This window comes from Psychroserpens sp. NJDZ02 (assembly GCF_004843725.1).
Taxonomy (GTDB): Bacteria; Bacteroidota; Bacteroidia; order Flavobacteriales; family Flavobacteriaceae; genus Olleya.
This window is the reverse complement of record NZ_CP039451.1, coordinates 2,683,972-2,702,010: the sequence shown is the minus strand read 5'-3', so window position 1 is coordinate 2,702,010 and position 18,039 is coordinate 2,683,972. Positions and strand designations below refer to the sequence as shown.

15 protein-coding genes are annotated in these 18,039 nt (G+C 33.0%); 9 read left to right on the top strand and 6 right to left on the bottom strand.

All coding sequences use genetic code 11. The features are described from left to right. Nucleotides 1-40: 40 nt before the first annotated feature. From E9099_RS11800 to E9099_RS11790, 3 genes are all read left to right on the top strand, one after another. Entirely contained in the window at nucleotides 41-3,025 is a 2,985-nt protein-coding gene (locus E9099_RS11800; protein ID WP_136583777.1) for an amidohydrolase family protein, read from the top strand. A gap of 75 nt (nucleotides 3,026-3,100) precedes the next feature. Next, entirely contained in the window at nucleotides 3,101-4,396 is a 1,296-nt protein-coding gene (locus tag E9099_RS11795; RefSeq protein ID WP_136583776.1) for an amidohydrolase family protein, read from the top strand. Between the two features lie 344 nt (nucleotides 4,397-4,740). Continuing rightward, a complete protein-coding gene (locus E9099_RS11790) occupies nucleotides 4,741-5,055 on the top strand; it encodes a GIY-YIG nuclease family protein (protein ID WP_136583775.1) in 315 nt (104 codons plus the stop codon). 903 nt (nucleotides 5,056-5,958) lie between these two features. Here the strand turns inward: E9099_RS11790 and E9099_RS11785 are convergent. Further along, the gene (locus E9099_RS11785; RefSeq protein ID WP_136583774.1) at nucleotides 5,959-6,762 is read right to left on the bottom strand and encodes a DUF6503 family protein; all 804 of its coding nucleotides are present in this window, start codon (nucleotides 6,760-6,762) and stop codon (nucleotides 5,959-5,961) included. Between the two features lie 113 nt (nucleotides 6,763-6,875). Then, nucleotides 6,876-7,694 (bottom strand): DUF6503 family protein, encoded by an 819-nt coding sequence (locus E9099_RS11780; protein WP_136583773.1) that lies wholly within the window; start codon nucleotides 7,692-7,694, stop codon nucleotides 6,876-6,878. A gap of 239 nt (nucleotides 7,695-7,933) precedes the next feature. On the opposite strand from E9099_RS11780, the gene E9099_RS11775 reads away from it, so the two are divergent. From E9099_RS11775 to E9099_RS11755, 5 genes are all read left to right on the top strand, one after another. Further along, the gene (locus E9099_RS11775; protein WP_136583772.1) at nucleotides 7,934-8,731 is read left to right on the top strand and encodes a TrmH family RNA methyltransferase; all 798 of its coding nucleotides are present in this window, start codon (nucleotides 7,934-7,936) and stop codon (nucleotides 8,729-8,731) included. Nucleotides 8,732-8,736: 5 nt separating this feature from the next. Then, nucleotides 8,737-9,969 carry a M48 family metallopeptidase gene (locus tag E9099_RS11770; protein ID WP_136583771.1) on the top strand — a complete coding sequence of 411 codons (1,233 nt, stop codon included), beginning with the start codon at nucleotides 8,737-8,739 and terminating at the stop codon, nucleotides 9,967-9,969. 48 nt (nucleotides 9,970-10,017) lie between these two features. Next, the gene (locus E9099_RS11765) at nucleotides 10,018-10,824 is read left to right on the top strand and encodes an alpha/beta hydrolase (RefSeq protein ID WP_136583770.1); all 807 of its coding nucleotides are present in this window, start codon (nucleotides 10,018-10,020) and stop codon (nucleotides 10,822-10,824) included. A 70-nt stretch (nucleotides 10,825-10,894) separates the two neighbouring features. After that, nucleotides 10,895-11,641 (top strand): YoaK family protein, encoded by a 747-nt coding sequence (locus E9099_RS11760; RefSeq protein ID WP_136583769.1) that lies wholly within the window; start codon nucleotides 10,895-10,897, stop codon nucleotides 11,639-11,641. Nucleotides 11,642-11,864: 223 nt separating this feature from the next. After that, complete coding sequence (locus E9099_RS11755) at nucleotides 11,865-14,003, top strand: T9SS type A sorting domain-containing protein (protein ID WP_136583768.1); 2,139 nt, start codon at nucleotides 11,865-11,867, stop codon at nucleotides 14,001-14,003. A 70-nt stretch (nucleotides 14,004-14,073) separates the two neighbouring features. On the opposite strand, the gene E9099_RS11750 is transcribed toward E9099_RS11755, so the two are convergent. The 3 genes from E9099_RS11750 to E9099_RS11740 form a co-directional block, all read right to left on the bottom strand. Then, nucleotides 14,074-14,976: a TIGR01777 family oxidoreductase gene (locus E9099_RS11750; RefSeq protein WP_136583767.1), complete on the bottom strand. Its 903-nt coding sequence runs from the start codon at nucleotides 14,974-14,976 to the stop codon at nucleotides 14,074-14,076. A gap of 152 nt (nucleotides 14,977-15,128) precedes the next feature. After that, the gene (gene mnmD, locus E9099_RS11745) at nucleotides 15,129-15,815 is read right to left on the bottom strand and encodes a tRNA (5-methylaminomethyl-2-thiouridine)(34)-methyltransferase MnmD (RefSeq protein ID WP_136583766.1); all 687 of its coding nucleotides are present in this window, start codon (nucleotides 15,813-15,815) and stop codon (nucleotides 15,129-15,131) included. Next, nucleotides 15,815-16,333 carry a DUF4920 domain-containing protein gene (locus E9099_RS11740; RefSeq protein WP_136583765.1) on the bottom strand — a complete coding sequence of 173 codons (519 nt, stop codon included), beginning with the start codon at nucleotides 16,331-16,333 and terminating at the stop codon, nucleotides 15,815-15,817. The genes mnmD and E9099_RS11740 overlap by 1 nt, the downstream gene beginning before the upstream one ends. A gap of 107 nt (nucleotides 16,334-16,440) precedes the next feature. On the opposite strand from E9099_RS11740, the gene E9099_RS11735 reads away from it, so the two are divergent. Beyond that, nucleotides 16,441-17,508 (top strand): branched-chain amino acid aminotransferase, encoded by a 1,068-nt coding sequence (locus E9099_RS11735; RefSeq protein ID WP_136583764.1) that lies wholly within the window; start codon nucleotides 16,441-16,443, stop codon nucleotides 17,506-17,508. Nucleotides 17,509-17,591: 83 nt separating this feature from the next. Here E9099_RS11735 and E9099_RS11730 read toward each other — a convergent pair whose 3' ends face one another. Then, entirely contained in the window at nucleotides 17,592-17,978 is a 387-nt protein-coding gene (locus E9099_RS11730) for a nucleoside triphosphate pyrophosphohydrolase family protein (protein WP_136583763.1), read from the bottom strand. Nucleotides 17,979-18,039: the final 61 nt, after the last annotated feature.

The following is an 18,039-nucleotide window of genomic DNA, read 5'->3' as shown; positions in this document are numbered from 1 at the left end:
GCTTATATTTAGTTTTTAAACAACCTAAAACTATCAACCAATGATTAAAAAATGGGCAGCATTAAGCCTGCTGTTGTGCGGTTATTTTTCTTTTGCACAAGAGTATGTTCCAAAAAACGATGGTGTAAAAACCAACACGTCTAATTACACAGCCTTAACAAACGCTAAAATTTATGTCACTCCTAATCAAATTATTGAAAAAGGAACCTTGCTTATTAAAGATGGTAAAGTCGTGTCTTCTGGAGCGTCTGTTACTATCCCGAAAAACGCTGTTGTTATTGATGTGACTGGTAAATCTATTTACCCTTCTTTTATTGATATTTATTCAGATTTTGGTATTAAAAAACCGAGTAGCGCTTCTGGCAATAGAAGAAATCCACAATATGACGCTAGTCGCGAAGGTTTTTATTGGAATGACCATATTAGACCTGACCAAAATGCAATAGACCATTTTAAGTTTGATAGCAAAAAAGCGGAAGCATTACGTAAGGCTGGTTTTGGAGTTGTCAACTCACATATTGATGATGGTATTATCCAAGGGACTGGTGTATTAGTAACACTAGCAGCTTCGGGTAGTGATGCTACTAGATTATTAGACGACAGAGTTGGTCAGTTTTCTGGGACGTCTAAAAGTAAAACCTCTAGACAGGCTTATCCAACATCCTTAATGGGGACTATGGCTTTATTACGCCAGGTAAACCATGATGCAGATTGGTATGCTAAAGGTAATATTAAAGAAAAAGATCGCGCTTTAGAAGCTTATATAGCTAATAAAAATCTGGTTCAGTTTTTTGATGCTGGTAAAAAGATAAATGCGTTACGTTTTGACAAATTAGGAGATCAATTTGGGATCCAATATGTATTTGTTGGTGGTGGTGACGAGTATGAGTTGATTAGTGATATTAAAAATACCAATGCTAAATTTATCTTACCATTAGATTTTCCGGATGCTTATGATATGGAAGATCCATTATTAGCCCAGTCTGTTAGCCTTGAGGATTTAAAAGCATGGAACCAAAGTCCTGCTAACCCTAAAGTTTTAGCCGAAAACAATATTCAGTTTGCGTTAACGACGCACAAATTAAAAGAGGCGAAAGAATTAATGCCGAATATTATAAAAGCTATTGCCTATGGTTTAGACAAAACAAAGGCTTTAGAAGCTTTAACGACTATTCCTGCCGGAATTATTGGAAAATCATCAGAACTTGGTCATCTTAAATCTGGTGCTTATGCTAACTTTTTAATTACTTCTGGTGATGTTTTTGAGAAAGAAACTACTATTTATGAAAACTGGGTGACGGGTATCAAAGATGAATTAACACCTATGAATACTGCAGATTTACGTGGTAGTTACACTTTTAATTTTGACAATACAGATTATGAGTTAGAGATTTCTGGTGACATTGAAAAACTAAAATCTAAGGTTAAAACAAAGACTAAAGAATATGGTTCTAAAATAAGCTTTAGTGCTAATTGGATGCAATTAACCTTTGCTGCTGCAGATAGTACTAAAAAGGAATTTGTTAGAGTCGTTACTAACGTTACCAACCCAAAAACATTAAGCGGTAAATTGTTTTACCCTAATGGTAACGAGGGGCCATTTTTGGCTACTAAGCAGGCAAAAGACGCTAAAAAAGGAGATAAAAAAGATAGCGAGGATAAAGACGATAAAACACCTACAATATATCCTGTAACCTATCCAAATATGGCATATGGTATGGAAAGCCTACCACAGCAAGAAACATTATTGTTTAAAAATGTAACGGTTTGGACTAACGAGAAAGATGGTATTATTAAAAATACGGACGTCCTAATTAAAAATGGAAAAATAGCTAAAATGGGCATTAATTTAAGTGCTGGTAATGCTACCGTTATTGACGGAACAGGAAAACATCTAACTGCTGGAATAATTGACGAGCACTCGCATATTGCGACAGAAAGTGTGAATGAAGCTGGGCAAAACAGTACTGCGGAAGTAACTATTGAAGATGTACTAGATGCCGAGGATGTTGACATTTACCGTAATCTTGCTGGTGGTGTGACTAGTATTCAAATATTACACGGATCTGCCAATCCAATTGGAGGACGTTCTGCCATCATCAAATTAAAATGGGGAGAAAAAGCCGATAATTTAGTCTACAAAAACAGTCCTAAATTTATCAAGTTTGCCTTAGGTGAAAATGTAAAACAATCTAATTGGGGAGATAATGCTAAAACTCGTTTTCCGCAAACCAGAATGGGTGTTGAGCAAGTTTATACGGATTACTTCCAACGTGGTAAAGAATATGATGCTTTAAAGAAAAGTGGTAAACCGTACAGAAAAGATTTAGAACTAGAAACGCTTGCCGAAATTTTAAATAAAGAACGTTTTGTCTCATGCCACTCTTACGTGCAAAGCGAGATTAACATGTTAATGAAAGTGGCTGAAAAGTTCGACTTTAGAATCAACACATTCACACATATTTTAGAAGGTTACAAACTAGCTGATAAAATGGTGGAACATGGTGCAGGAGGTTCTACATTCTCTGACTGGTGGGCTTATAAATATGAAGTAAATGACGCCATCCCTTTTAACGCACCAATCATGCACAATGCTGGTGTATTAGTTGCTATTAATAGTGATGATGCAGAGATGTCAAGACGTCTAAACCAAGAAGCTGCTAAATCTGTAAAATATGGAGATATTAGCGAAGAAGACGCTTGGAAATTTGTGACTCTAAATCCTGCTAAATTATTACATATTGATGATCGTGTGGGTAGTATTAAAGTTGGAAAAGATGCAGATGTAGTATTATGGACGGATAATCCTTTATCTATTTACGCTAAAGCTGAAAAAACAATCATAGAAGGAAAAATCTATTTTGATTTAGAACGTGATGCTAAACTTAGAGAAACGATTAAAAAGGAGAAAAACGAATTAACAATGCTAATGCTTCAAGCTAAAAACAAAGGGTTAAAAACTAAACCTATTGAGAAAAAAGAAAAAGAACTATTACATTGTGATTCTATTGATCACCAACACTAGTCAATACCTAAAGTAAAACATAAAATATACACTCATAAATTTTTCGCTTAAGCGGAAATAAAACGATAATAAATCATGAGAACACTTAAAATATTAATCCTGACGTTATGTGTTTCGGCAATTAGTTTTGCCCAACAAACGCCTGGAGATAAACAAACCCAAGCCATTACTATTGAAGGTGCAACAGTACATTTAGGAAACGGTGACGTTATTGAAAATGCTTTAATAATGTTTGAAAACGGTACACTAACGTTTGTTGGTAGTGCCAACACAAAAATTGCAAGACAAGGAACTGTTATTGATGCTAAAGGTAAACATGTATATCCTGGTTTTATTGCTCCAAATTCTACTTTAGGATTAGTAGAAGTTGATGCTGTTAGAGCAAGTGATGACGAAGATGAAGTTGGTGCTATGAATCCGCATATTAGAAGTTTAATTGCATATAATACAGAATCTAAGATCGTAGAATCCATGAGACCAAACGGAGTCTTAATGGCGCAAATCACACCTCGTGGTGGACGAATTTCTGGAACATCAAGTGTTGTACAATTAGATGCTTGGAACTGGGAAGATGCCGTTATTAAGGAAGATGATGGTATACATCTAAACTGGCCAAGCAACTACTCTAGAGGACGTTGGTGGTTAGGAGAACCTAATGTTTTAAAAGAAAACAAAAACTATGCAAAGGAGGTTGACGAGCTAACGAGCTACTTTGCACAAAGCAAAGCCTATAATGCTAATAAGACCTCTCCAAAAGATTTGCCTTTTGAAGCTTTACATGGCTTAATGGATGGCTCTAAAAAACTATTTATACATGTGGATAACGAAAAAGGGATTACGGATGCTATAAATTTTGCTACAACGGAAAAGATAAAGAGTATGATTATTGTTGGTGGTTATGAAGCTAATAATGTCACTAACTTACTTAAGCAAAATAATATTCCTGTATTAGTACAACGCACGCACTCTAGACCTAAAGGAGACGATCATGATTATGATTTACCTTATAAATTAGCCGCGCAATTAGTAAATGCTGGTGTGTTAGTTGGTTTAGAAAATTCGGGAGACATGGAGCGTATGAACACCAGAAACCTTCCGTTTTTAGCCGGCACAACTGTTGCTTATGGTCTAACTAAAGCTCAGGCCTTAAGTTTAATTACTTTAAATACTGCCAAAATATTAGGTATAGACGACTCAGTAGGCTCTCTAGAAGTTGGTAAAGATGCTACCCTTTTTATTAGCCAAGGCGATGCTTTAGACATGAGAACTAACAAATTGGATCAAGCTTTTATCCAAGGTCGTAAAATTAGCTTAGAAACACACCAAACAGAATTGTACAAGCGTTACTCTGAGAAGTATAAGAATAAATAGAGTTAACACTATAAAGATATTTCGACTGAGTTCAGTATGACAACAATACTAATAATCATCTTTTTATTACCAATGTCAAGCTGACCGCAGTCGAAGTCCTTGTAATCAAGAAACATAATACTAAATATGCACTTCGACTCCGCTCAGTGTGACAATAATACTAATAATCATCTTTTTATTACTAATGTCAGGCTAAGCGCAGTCGAAGTCCTTTAAAACTAAAAAGCATAATACTAAATAAACACTTCGACTGCGCTCAGTGTGACAATAATATTACTAAGCATCTTTTTATTACTAATGTCAGGCTGAGCGCAGTCGAAGTCATTAAAACTAAACAAACACAAATGCATTTCTATTTTGTTTACATATTAAAATGCTCAGATAATTCGTTCTACACAGGAATAACAAATAACCTCGAAAAACGACTTAATGAACACCAATCTGGTAAAAACAGAAATAGTTACACATTCAAAAGAAGACCTGTCATTTGTCAATTTCACCAAGAATTTAATGATGTAATCCAAGCCATTTATTTTGAAAAGAAAATTAAAGGTTGGACAAAATCTAAAAAAGAAGCTCTAATTAATAAGGACTTTGATTTACTTAAAATTTTATCTGAATGCAGGAATGCAACACATTATAAATACAATGGTATCTAAATCGATAAAATAAACACTTCGACTGCGCTCAGTGTGACAACAACACTAATAATCATCTTTTTATTACTAATGTCAGGCTGAGCGCAGTCGAAGTCCTTGTAAACAAGAAACATAATACTAAATAAACACTTCGACTCCGCTCAGTGTGACAGCAATACTACTAATTATCATTTTATTACCAATGTCAGGCTGAGCGCAGTCGAAGACCTTAAAACTAAAAAGCATAATACTAAATAAACACTTCGACTACGCTCAGTGTGACAATAATATTACTAAGCATCCTTTTATTACTAATGTCAGGCTGAGCGCAGTCGAAGTCCTTGAAATTAAAAAGCATAATACTAAATAAGCACTTCGACTGCGCTCAGTGTGACAACAACACTAATAATCATCTTTTTATTACTAATGTCAGGCTGAGCGCAGTCGAAGACCTTGTAAACAAGAAACATAGTACTAAAGAAACACTTCGACTGTGCTCAGTGTGACAAAAACACTAATAATCATCTTTTTATTACTAATGTCAGGCTGAGCGCAGTCGAAGTCCTTGAAATTAAAAAGCATAATACTAAATAAGCACTTCGACTGCGCTCAGTGTGACAACAACACTAATAATCATCTTTTTATTACTAATGTCAGGCTGAGCGCAGTCGAAGTCCTTGTAAACAAGAAACATAATACTAAATAAGCACTTCGACTCTGCTCAGTGTGACAACAATACTAATAAGCATCCTTTTATTACCGATGTCAGGCTGAGCGCAGTCGAAGTCCTTAAAAACTCAAAAATATAATACTAAAGATGTACTTCGACTGCGCTCAGTGTGACAATTAAATTTACAAATAACCTTAAATAAAAAAAGCGACCCAACGGGTCGCTTTTTTTATTTAAAATTTTATAACTAATACTTACTCTACTACAGTTCCAGTTTCTGGTTTTGCAAATGTACTAGCAGGTAATGCTTGCTTAGACAAAGTAACATCTGTAAACTGTAAATCGTTACGTTTTTTAACTGGTAAATTATCTTCAACAATATACCATGTTAAAGTATCAGGTAATGCTATACCTTCAATGGTATGCCATTTACCATATTTGATAAACGACCATTTTTCACTTTTAGCTTTACTATTAAAAGTAACAGTATAGGCTAACCATTCCATTTTAAATGTTGTTGGATTGTAATACAAAACATACTCATCATCAGACGACTCTCCTACACCATTATCATAACTAATTTTAATTCCTGGATAATCGACACCATCAAAACTTAAAGGTTTTGCGTCCTCATAATTAACGCCTTTATCAGCTAGCACAAATGGCATAGTATGAAAATAGAACATTAAATTATAATAAAACTTTGGGTTACCTTTATACACCGCATCACTTTTATTATCTAACCATACGGTCTTACCATCGTAACCTAACACATGAGCTGGCATTGTAATTAAAGACTGTCTAGATTTTAAATTTACAGTCGTTATTTCTTTTCCATCAGGCTTAGTCATTGTAAAAGCCAATGACTGCATTTGATTCCAATTATCAATGCCTCCATGCGCTTCAAATACTTTTGAAATATTTTCAGGATAATTTGACTTAGCAACTACAGTTGTTGCCTTAGGTAGCTCTGAAGCTTTTTCGGTTGTTGTTTTAGTTTCATTTTTACATGAAATAAAAAGTAGTCCGATACATAAAGTGTAAAATAAATGTTTCATTTAAATTATTGTTTTTTAGAATTCTGATTTATGTCGCAAGTAATTATATTTACTTACAAAAAAAGCCTCAGTATTTAACTGAAGCTTTTTTATATATAATATTATAGTCTGTATTACTCTACAAATGTTGCTTTTTCAGGCTTAACAAATTGCGAAGCTTCAGGTGCCATTTTTGTGATTTTCACATCCGTAAACGTATTCGGTGTTTTAGGTGTTGTTGGTTTATCATCTTTAAATCCATAACCTGTAATCGTTTTAGGCAATAGTAATCCATTAACGTCTTGCCAGTCACTATAACGTCTAAAATGTAATTCTTTAGTATCAATTCCTGGCACAAAATTTACTGTATACCCTAACCATTCCATTTTAAAAGTCTCCGCATTATAATATAAAACATAAATATCTTCAGGTGTTGCTCCTACTCCATTATCATAAGATATTTTAATCCCTGGATAAGTGACTCCTTCAAAAACAAGTGCTTCAGCTTCAGAAAATTTAATTCCGTCGTCAGACAAAATAAAAGGCATTGTATAAAAATAAAACATCAAATTATATCCAAATTTAGGATCGTAACCTTTAAATTCTTTACCTGTTTTATTTAAAAACCAAGGTTTTGTTCCATCAAAGCCAATAGTATAATTTTCAGATTCAAGCAACGCTTTTCTATTGTTCAAATCTGTAATTGTCACTTCTTTTCCGTCAGGCTTATCTTGAGTATACTCTAAAGATTTCATAGACTTCCATAAATCTACTCCTCCATGAGCATTAAACACTTTCGTTAAGTTTTCTGGGTACGTTTTTGTTTTAACCTCTACCTTCTTTTTAGTCGTATCGGCTTCAACTTTAGTTTCCGTTTTTACTTCTGGTTTTGTTTCCGTTTTACATGAAAACAAAATTAAGGCTAGAGATAATGTGTAAAATAAATGTTTCATTTTAAAAATTTGGTTTTTAGTATTCTATACTAAGTCGAAAGTAATTATAATTACTTACACAAAAAAACGAACAAACTTATATTAAAATATAGACACTAATTTTTGTAGAATCACTTATGTTTTAGCACTTTTTTTATTGATTTTACACATCTAACTCTATTCTTTTCAAGGACAAACCTCTATAACTATGTATACTGCGAGATTTACCTTAAATTTGCACTCTTCATTACAAAATATAAATGGCAAACAAACAGATTAGTAGTACTCAAAATCAATTAATTAAACATATCGTTTTATTAAAAGAGAAATCGCGCGAACGAAAAAAAACAGGAACTTTTATTATTGAAGGCGAACGCGAAATACAATTAGCTATAACTGGTCAATACGTTATTGAAACCATTTTTTATTTTCCTGACATTTATGATGTCAGCAAACTGAATACGTTTCCAGAAACAATAGATTGTATTGAAGTTTCAAAAGAGGTGTATCAGAAAATTGCTTATCGTGCCACTACTGAAGGGATTATAGCTATTGTAAAAAGCAAACCTCATCATTTAGAAAGCATTAGTTTTACCAATAAAAAGCCGTTAATATTAATTGCCGAAGCGCCTGAAAAACCTGGAAACATCGGTGCTATTTTACGTACTGCGGATGCGGCCAATGTAGATGCCGTAATTATTGCTAATCCTAAAACAGATTTATATAATCCCAACATTGTACGTTCTAGTGTTGGTTGTGTATTTACCAATCAAATTGCAACAGGCACTACAGATGCTATTATTACTTTTTTAAATAAAAACAACGTTGCTATTTACAGTGCTATTTTACAAGACGCTGTCCCATATCATAAACAAGATTACACGCAAGCTTCTGCTATTGTTGTTGGCACAGAAGCTGACGGACTAAGCACTGCTTGGCGAGAAGCCTCTAAACAGAATATAAAAATACCTATGCAAGGTGCTATAGATTCTATGAATGTCTCTGTTGCTGCTGGAATTTTAATTTTTGAAGCTAAGCGTCAACGCGATTTTAAATAAAACTTATGACTCCTAACACTCTTTTTTATATCATTATAACCATTATAATTATCAGTTTTATAATGGATACTATTTTAGATGCGCTTAACGCGAAACATTATAATGATGTCTTACCATTAGATTTACAAGATGTATATGATGACGAAGACTATAGTAAATCGCAACGTTATAAAGCTAAAAACTATAAATTTGGATTACTAACTTCTGGTTTTTCTTTAGTACTAACTTTAGCCTTCTTCTTTTTAGATGGTTTTGCATTTATCGATCAAATCGCGAGACAGTTAACAGATAATTCTATTGTGGTCACGCTAATTTTCTTTGGGATAATAATGTTAGGTAGCGATATCTTAACCACGCCGTTTTCCTATTATAAAACCTTTGTTATTGAAGAGCAATTTGGATTTAATAAAACAACAAAACAGACTTTTATTTTTGATAAAATTAAAGGTTGGTTTATGACCATTATTGTTGGAGGCGCCATTCTTGCGGCATTAACCTGGTTTTATCAAACTACAGGACCACAATTTTGGTTATATGCCTGGGCATTAGTAACGCTATTTACAGTAATTGCAAACCTGTTTTATTCTAGAATAATTGTCCCTCTTTTTAATAAACAAAGTCCATTAGAAGACGGAACTTTACGCACCGCCATCTCCGAATATGCTAAAACTGTAGGTTTTAATTTAGATAAAATTTTTGTTATTGACGGCTCTAAACGAAGTACAAAAGCGAATGCTTATTTTTCTGGTTTTGGAAGCGAAAAACGAGTAACACTTTACGATACATTAATTAACGATTTAGAGGAAGATGAAATTGTTGCCGTATTAGCACACGAGATTGGTCATTACAAAAAGAAACATATTGTTTTTAATTTAATAACTTCCGTTTTACTAACAGGATTAACCCTGTTTATTCTATCCTTATTAATTGAAAATCCTTTATTAAGTGATGCATTAGGGGTGTCAATGCCTAGTTTTCATATTGGACTAATTGCTTTCGGAATTTTATATTCACCTTTATCAGAATTGACAGGCTTATTAATGCATTGGTTTTCGAGAAAATTTGAATACCAAGCCGATGATTATGCAAAAAAAACATATAAAGCAGAACCTTTGATTACATCGCTTAAAAAATTATCTAAAAATAGTTTAAGCAATTTAACACCACATCCCGCTTATGTATTTATGCATTATTCTCATCCGACATTACTAGAACGTATTAAAAATTTAAGTCAATAAAATAATCCCTGTTTAATTTTTGTTTTAACTTGTAGTTAAATCGGTACTATGAAAAAAATCAGCTATTACTTAATCTTATGTGTGGTCCTTTTTGGGTGCAAAGACAATGCACAAATTACAGATATAATTCCAAACCACGATACGTTTACAATAGATTCTAAAGCAGTAAACGAAACTCGAGTCATAACCGTTTGGACACCTCCAAAATATAAAGAATCCACTGCAACATTCCCCGTTTTATATATGCCTGATGGCGGAATTAAAGAAGATTTCCCGCACATAGCCAATACCCTATCAAAACTTATAGATTCCAAAAGTATCCCTCCCATTATCTTAGTCGGTATAGAAAACACGGACCGAAGAAAAGATTTATCTGGTTTTTCTAAAATTAAAGCAGATGAAGATTATTGCCCATTAACTGATGGTGCTAAAAATTTTAGAGCATTTATAACTGACGAGTTATTTTTAGAAATAAATAAACGCTACCGTACAACTGCAAAAAAAGGAATTGTGGGTGAGTCTCTAGCTGGTCTATTTGTTGTGGAAACATTATTATTACAGCCTAATGCTTTTGATTTTTATATTGCAATGGATCCCTCGTTATGGTGGAACGATATGCATTTAGTAAAAACGGCAACATCACGTTTCCAAACATTTCCAGATAAGGACCTAAAATTATGGTTTGCAGGATCCAATGCAGAGGATATATCAGTTGCAACAAACACATTTGCCGAGTTATTAAAATCGAGTGCAGCTAAACATTTAAATTGGAAATATTCCGACGAACCTAACGAAGCACATAATACCATTTTTAGAGCGACAAAAGAAAAAGCCTTCAAATGGATAATGAATTAAGTAAATCTACAACACTAAAAAAACTAACAACCTGTACTTTAACTAAAGTTAAATAATTAAAATAAAAATCATGTTCAGACATCAAGGCAAAAGCAGAACTTTAAAACATAATCTGCGAATTGCTACGATTTTATCTTTTGTTGCCGGTATAGTAAATGTTTCCGGTTTTTTAGCATTTAAACAATTGACCACCAATGTTACGGGGCATTTTGCATTATTTATTAATGACGTCGCTAATTTGGATTTTTGGAAAGGCACTATTTTTTTTCTTTATATCTTTTCGTTTCTATTTGGTTCGTTTATGTCTAGTTTCTTAATTGAAAAATATAGAAAAAACAAAAAACTAAATGTCTTTGTTGTACCAACAATTATAGAATGTCTTATCTTAATCACTGTTGGTCTTTTAAGCGATTTTACAGTAATTAATTACCCCAATTTAATTATTTGCTTACTCCTTTTTGCAATGGGACTTCAAAACTCTTTTGTAACCAAAATATCAAATGCTGTCGTCAGAACAACACACCTTACTGGCCTTTTTACCGACTTAGGGATTGATCTCTCTTTAATATTATTCCCTAAATCAGAGCAACAAAAAGAAAAATTGAAAGCAAATATCAAACTTAGAATTTATATCATTTTATTCTTTTTTGCAGGAGGATTAATGGCTGGTTTTTTATATTCTAGACTAAATTTTAAATTGAACACTTTAATTATCGGTGCCTTTATTCTATTGACAAGCATCGTTTATGATGATGTTAGATATAGACTAATAATGGCGCGTAGAAGATATAATCAAAGAAAAACAATTAGCCGATAAGAAATCTAAAAATCAACTTGATTCTAAAACTTACAATAGTATAAGTGGTAAAAAAACACTATTATCAATACCGAATGATTTTTAATCCATACTTTAGCTCTCTGTAAGCATTACTTTTTTTTAGACTATTATTGTTTCATAAGAAAACAAAATAGGCTAAAAAAGAGCAATACTTATGTATTAACCACAGCATAAAACATAACCAACAACTAATTTTAGTCTAATGAAAAAAGTAATCTCCCTCATTTTTGTATTTTTTTTCACCTTAAACACATTTGCAAAGACCGATAAAAACTGTAATTCTCTATTATCGGAAAATCTACCTACAGCATATACTCTTACCATTAATGTTACCAATGGCTCTGTTTTAAAACTACTTGAAGACAACATAATAGACCAAGACGTATTTGAAGAAAACACTACAATTAGACTGATAACTCGTCCTGCTGTAGGATATAAATTTTCACATTGGACTGGCGATATTTCTGGAAATAGACTTATTGCGGATATTACTATGACGGGTAACAAAACAGTTACCGCTGTTTACGAAGTATGGGAACCTGCCACAGGAATACCAGTTCCAGAATTTGGTGTTTTTGAAAATTACCGTATGTATGATGCTGTCGCTAATCGTAATCCCGAACTGACTTATAATCAAAATACGGAAGGCGGCTACTACACACACTATATAGATAATACAGATCCTAATGCAACTAACTCTAATAACAATTATGGGTCTTTAGCTGTTCCAAGAACATCATTGCCAAGCGCTAGTAATATACCTCCAGGTTCTGTAATAGAATACCATGGTGTATCATACCCGAGAGGTTATACAGTACTTGCACTAACAGGAACTGTGGAAAGACCAATATTTATTCGTGGAGCATCAGCTGATCAACGTGTCACTTTTTCTGGCAACACACCTTTTTACATGAATAGCGCATATGTTATTATGGAAAATTTAGAATTTGAAATGAGTTTAACTGTTCGTTCTTATAATATTAAACAAGCACATCACGTAGCTGTTAGAAACTGTAATACAAAAGCATTATCTGCTCTTTCTTGGGAAGACGGTGAGTCGTCTGAAGATATTGTGTTTTACTGCAACTATAACAACTCTAATGCTTTTGATCCTGCAGATGGAACTTTTTCTGAAGCCGATAGTATGGGAATAGGTATTAATGGTAATTCTAATGGAATATGGATCATTGACAATATAATAACAAGAGCTGGAGGTGATGCTGTAGGAAATGGGCATGCTGCAAATTATACAGCAAAAAATTATTATGTTGGAAGAAATATAATGTATACCTGCGGAGAGAATGCTATAGATATCAAAGAAGTGGATAAAGTCATTGTTTCGGAAAATGTTATGTTTGACTATAATGGTTGGTCATCGGGTAGTGATGGTTCTGCAATGGTCATGCATTATGGTCCAACATTATCGCCAAAAAATGTATGGATTTTAAATAATGAGATCTTTGAATGTACTTCCACCGGTATTCAGGTTGGTGGTGATCAAGTACATGATGTCTATATCATTGGAAATTTAATTCATGATATACATAACGATTCCAATACTGCAAAAGGTTATATATCTTGGTCAAGTCAAATGGTTTATATGATTAATAATACGTTTTTTAATATCGATAATGGTATAAATTCTAGTATTAGTAATCCAACTGCAACACTATTTGCAGTTAATAATATTGTTTCAAATGTAAGTCCTAATGGTTATCATATGTCCATTGGAGGATCAGCTCATATGTCTAATTCCGTTTTTGAAAATAATCTTTTTTATCAACCTGATGGCATTTCTAATATAGAATGGGGATCAAACTCATATACACTTAGTCAATTTATGACCAATACAAGCAAAGGAGCTGGTAGTATTGAAGCCTACCCATTATTTGAAAATTCTGAAAATATTAATTTTAGATTACAATCAAATTCGCCCGCAATAGATGCTGGTATAGAACATTCTACTTATCAATTATACGAAACGCTTTACGGATTAAACATAAAAAACGATGCCAATGGTGTGGTTAAACCTAATGGCGATCATTTTGATATTGGTGCATATGAATTCGATTTCTCTAATGATAATCAACTATCTAATAGCAGTTTTGTAAATTCTGATATTAACATGTATCCTAATCCTGTCATTGACATATTAGTTTTAGAAAACATGTCCAATGTAAAGGACATTTCAATTTTTAATGTCACAGGTCAATTAATTAAAAGTGTGTCAAATTTAAATAACACGATAAATTTAGATGTATCTCAACTGATTACTGGCGTTTATTTTATAAAATTCAATACAGCAAATGGAGTAAGCACAAAAACTTTGATAAAAAAATAAAGGTGAAGCTTACTTGTCTTTTACAAGAATCCATATCATTTTTTATTCACAGTAAATCAGCAACATAATATTAATACTCGGCTTGCAAAGCACTCTGCAAATTATAATGAATAAAGTTAAATCCGGTGTCTTCTGTTTTTTGAGAACTGACCCTTTGACTTTCAAATAATAAAATATGCATTTCGCCTAATATTAAATTCATTGCAAATTCTGGAATATTAGGTAAAAGTAATGGGCGTTTTAATTGTTTTGCAATAGCCTTGGTTAAATAGCTATTAGTTTCTGGATTGGGTGCCACACCATTATAAACACCTTCTAATTCATTAATTAATATATGTAAAAACAAACTAGCCAAATCAGTAACATGTATCCAGGATTGCCATTGTTTTCCAGAACCAAATGCCGCCCCCATACCAAATTTAATGGGTTTGGCCATTTCTGGCAGTGCGCCTCCTTTAGAGGATAATACTAAACCAATCCTAACTTTAGAGACCATTATATTTAAAGTAGAGAAAGCATCCACTGCTTGTTCCCATTGTTTAACGACTTGCCCTAAAAAAGAGGTACTGACCTCAGTGGTGTCCTCTGTATAATAATTGGTTAAGGAATTAGGGTAAATACCAATTGCACTAGCAGATATGATGTGCTTGACTTGATTAGTCGTGTTTTTAAGCGTGTCAAATAATAATTGAGACGTTTGGATACGACTTAACAAAATCGTCTTTTTATAAGCCTCTGTCCAACATTTAGAAATACTTGCTCCTACTAAATGAATAATGGCATCTACCTCATCTAAACAGTCTTTATCAATTTGGTTATTTGATGGATCCCAGTAAAACCCTTTATAGTTTTCGGAATTAGATAATTTGGATTTACTAGTGGTTAAATAGTTAACAGCAATATTATTTTTTTGACATTGCTTTACAATTTCAGTACCAATTAATCCTGTTGCTCCTGTAATTAATATGCGCATTGTTTTTTATTTAAAAATACAATTTTAGACAGTGACTAATATCCTGTTTAAGTAAGGTTTAACACTAAATAAAATGAATTCTGAGTCATTGAAAATAAAACCGATAGTGTTATAGACAAATATTGAATCTTATTTAAGAAACGACTAGCTAGCTAAACCTTTACTGCTCTTAAAATATGACGTTTATTTGGTGGCCCTGGCAATCTTTCGACCTTAAAACCCACACTTATCATAGCACGCCTTGCTGCGCCTTGCGCACAATAAGTAATTAATACACCATTTTTTTTAAGCGCTTCATACATGATTTCGAAAATAGGCGCTGTCCATAACTCTGGCTGAGCCCCCGGACCAAATGCATCATAATAAATGACATCAAAATGATTCTTTATTTTTAAATTAAAAATATCATGATTGCGTTTCTCTAAAGTAAACTGATTTGAAATCTGATGTGCTTCTTCCCAAGAGACTTCATGCATTGTGTTAAAAATATCTTGCTTATCCTTTTTCAAAAACAATTCAGGATAATTTAGTTTTTCCACAATATCTAGTCCTACTGGAAAGGTTTCAATACCAACATAATTTATATCAACAGGCAATGCTTCTGTTTTCAAAAACGTATTAAAAGCATTAAGACCTGAGCCAAAACCGACTTCTAAAATAGAACAGGGTTGTTTTACATCTTGTTCCGTTTCCGAAGACAAAACAGCAAACAATCCTGCGTTTATATAGACAAAATTAGACTCTTCTATTGCGCCGTAAGTAGAATGATATAAAGCATTATACTTTGGATGCAATAAGGTTGAAGATCCGTCTTTTGTTAATTCAATTTGTGGTTTCACTATTTTGTATCTACTAATAACACACCATCGGCTTCAAAAGAATACGTGCGTTTTGGTTCTGTAATAGCTTCTATTTCTTCTTTAGAAGCGCCTTTATCTTCTGCATAGTGACGTTGCTCCTCTACTGGTACTTCTTTAACATAAGCCATACCATTAACAATCACTAACTCACCCGCAATATCTTTAGGCATAAAAAAACCATAATCTTTAAATTTGACCATAACCTCATTACCATCTCCTAAATCTGCTGTCATCCAACAACCTTTAGCTTGACAAACTTCTTTTACTTTTAAAGTTACTTTTGCAGGTATACTATCTCCTGCTTTTAAGGTTCTATATTTAGCAATCATGGATTTAGAAGCCATAGCATCGTTAGCTATAATCTCTTTTCCAAAAGGTTTATAACTAATTTCTTTTGCTCTCTCTTCCGCCGCTTCAACCGCTTCGTCTTTTTTAGTTTCGGTTTTACACCCTACTATAACCAACAATAATGCAAATAAGATAAAATAATTTCTCATGTTGTTCTCTGTTAAATTTTGTTAATCAAAGATAGTATTTTAAGTGCAATAGTATACTTTCTAATATAATATTCTGTATTTTTGTATCTAAATTTTAACCACAATATATGGCAACTTTAACCAAAAACGATATAAAAATTACAAGAACTGAAACGTCTAAAATCAGTTCTATTGATTTTAACAATTTAGCTTTCGGACAGGTGTTTTCTGATCATATGTTGACGTGTGACTATAAAGATGGTAAATGGCAAATTCCAGAAATCATTCCTTACAGCCCTATAACTTTAGACCCATCGGCTAAGATTTTTCATTACGGGCAATCTATTTTTGAAGGAATGAAAGCCTACAAAGATGCAAATGAGGATGTTTTTATGTTTAGACCACTTGAAAACGTGAAACGTTTAAACTTATCAGCTAACCGATTATCAATTCCTGAGTTACCAGAAGATTATTTTTACGAAGGTTTAAAAGCACTTTTAGAAGTAGAAAAAGATTGGATTCCTACAGCTGAAGGAAGTTCATTATATATTAGACCTTTTATTTTTGCATCAGGTAATGGGTTTCATGCCTCACCTGCAGATGAATATAAATTTATAATTTGTACGGCCCCTTCTGGAGCATATTTTTCTGGAAAAGTAAATGTATTAATTGAAGAAAAATATTCACGTAGTGCTAATGGAGGTGTTGGTTTTGCAAAAGCTGGAGGTAATTATGCTGGTCAATTTTACCCAACGCAGTTAGCTAAAGCTAAAGGATATCAACAAGTGATTTGGACGGATGATACTACTCACGAATTTATAGAAGAAGCGGGAGCAATGAACGTTTTTATACGTATCAATGACACCTTATTAACGTCTCCTACCAGTGATCGTATTTTAGATGGTATCACCAGAAAAAGTATTTTACAACTGGCCGAAGCTGAAGGTTTAAAAACTGAAGTAAGAAAAGTAAAAGTTAGCGAACTGGTTGAAGCTTCTAAAAACGGAAGTTTAAAAGAAATGTTTGGCGCTGGTACTGCTGCAGTAATTTCGCCAATTTCTGGTTTTGGATTTAGAGATGAAGATTTTGAAATTCCGGAACAAGAAAATTCTTTTGCATCACAATTAAAAAATCGTATTGTTGCTATACAAACTAATAAAGTAGAAGATCCTTTTGGATGGCGAGTTAAACTTTAATTTAAGTGTATCGTTTTGTCTAATTTTAGATATAAAAAAAGCAACCAAATGGTTGCTTTTTTTTGTACTTATTTGTCACTAGACTATTTATCTAATATCCCTTTAATATTTGGCTTAAAGTAATTGGGCCCTTTTAATACTTTTCCGTCTTCACGATAAATTGGTTCGCCATCTTCTCCTAATTTACTCATGTTGCTACGCTGTATTTCTGCAAAGACCTCTTCAATTTTATGTTGCATACCATGCTCGATAATTGTACCACATAAAATATAAAGCATATCCCCTAAAGCATCTGCAACTTCCACTAAGTCATTATTTTGAGCAGCCTCCAAATATTCGGCATTTTCCTCTCGCATTAACTCGAAACGTAATTTGTTTTTTGCATCACCCAAATCTGCCTTTGGTGCCTCTTTATGTCCTATTTTAAAAGCTGTATGAAAAGCTTTTACTGCTTCAATTTTATCTTGCATGTAATTGTTGTTTTATTCCTTGATGTTAGTCCTCAGTTTTAGTAATTTTGCTTAAAAATAA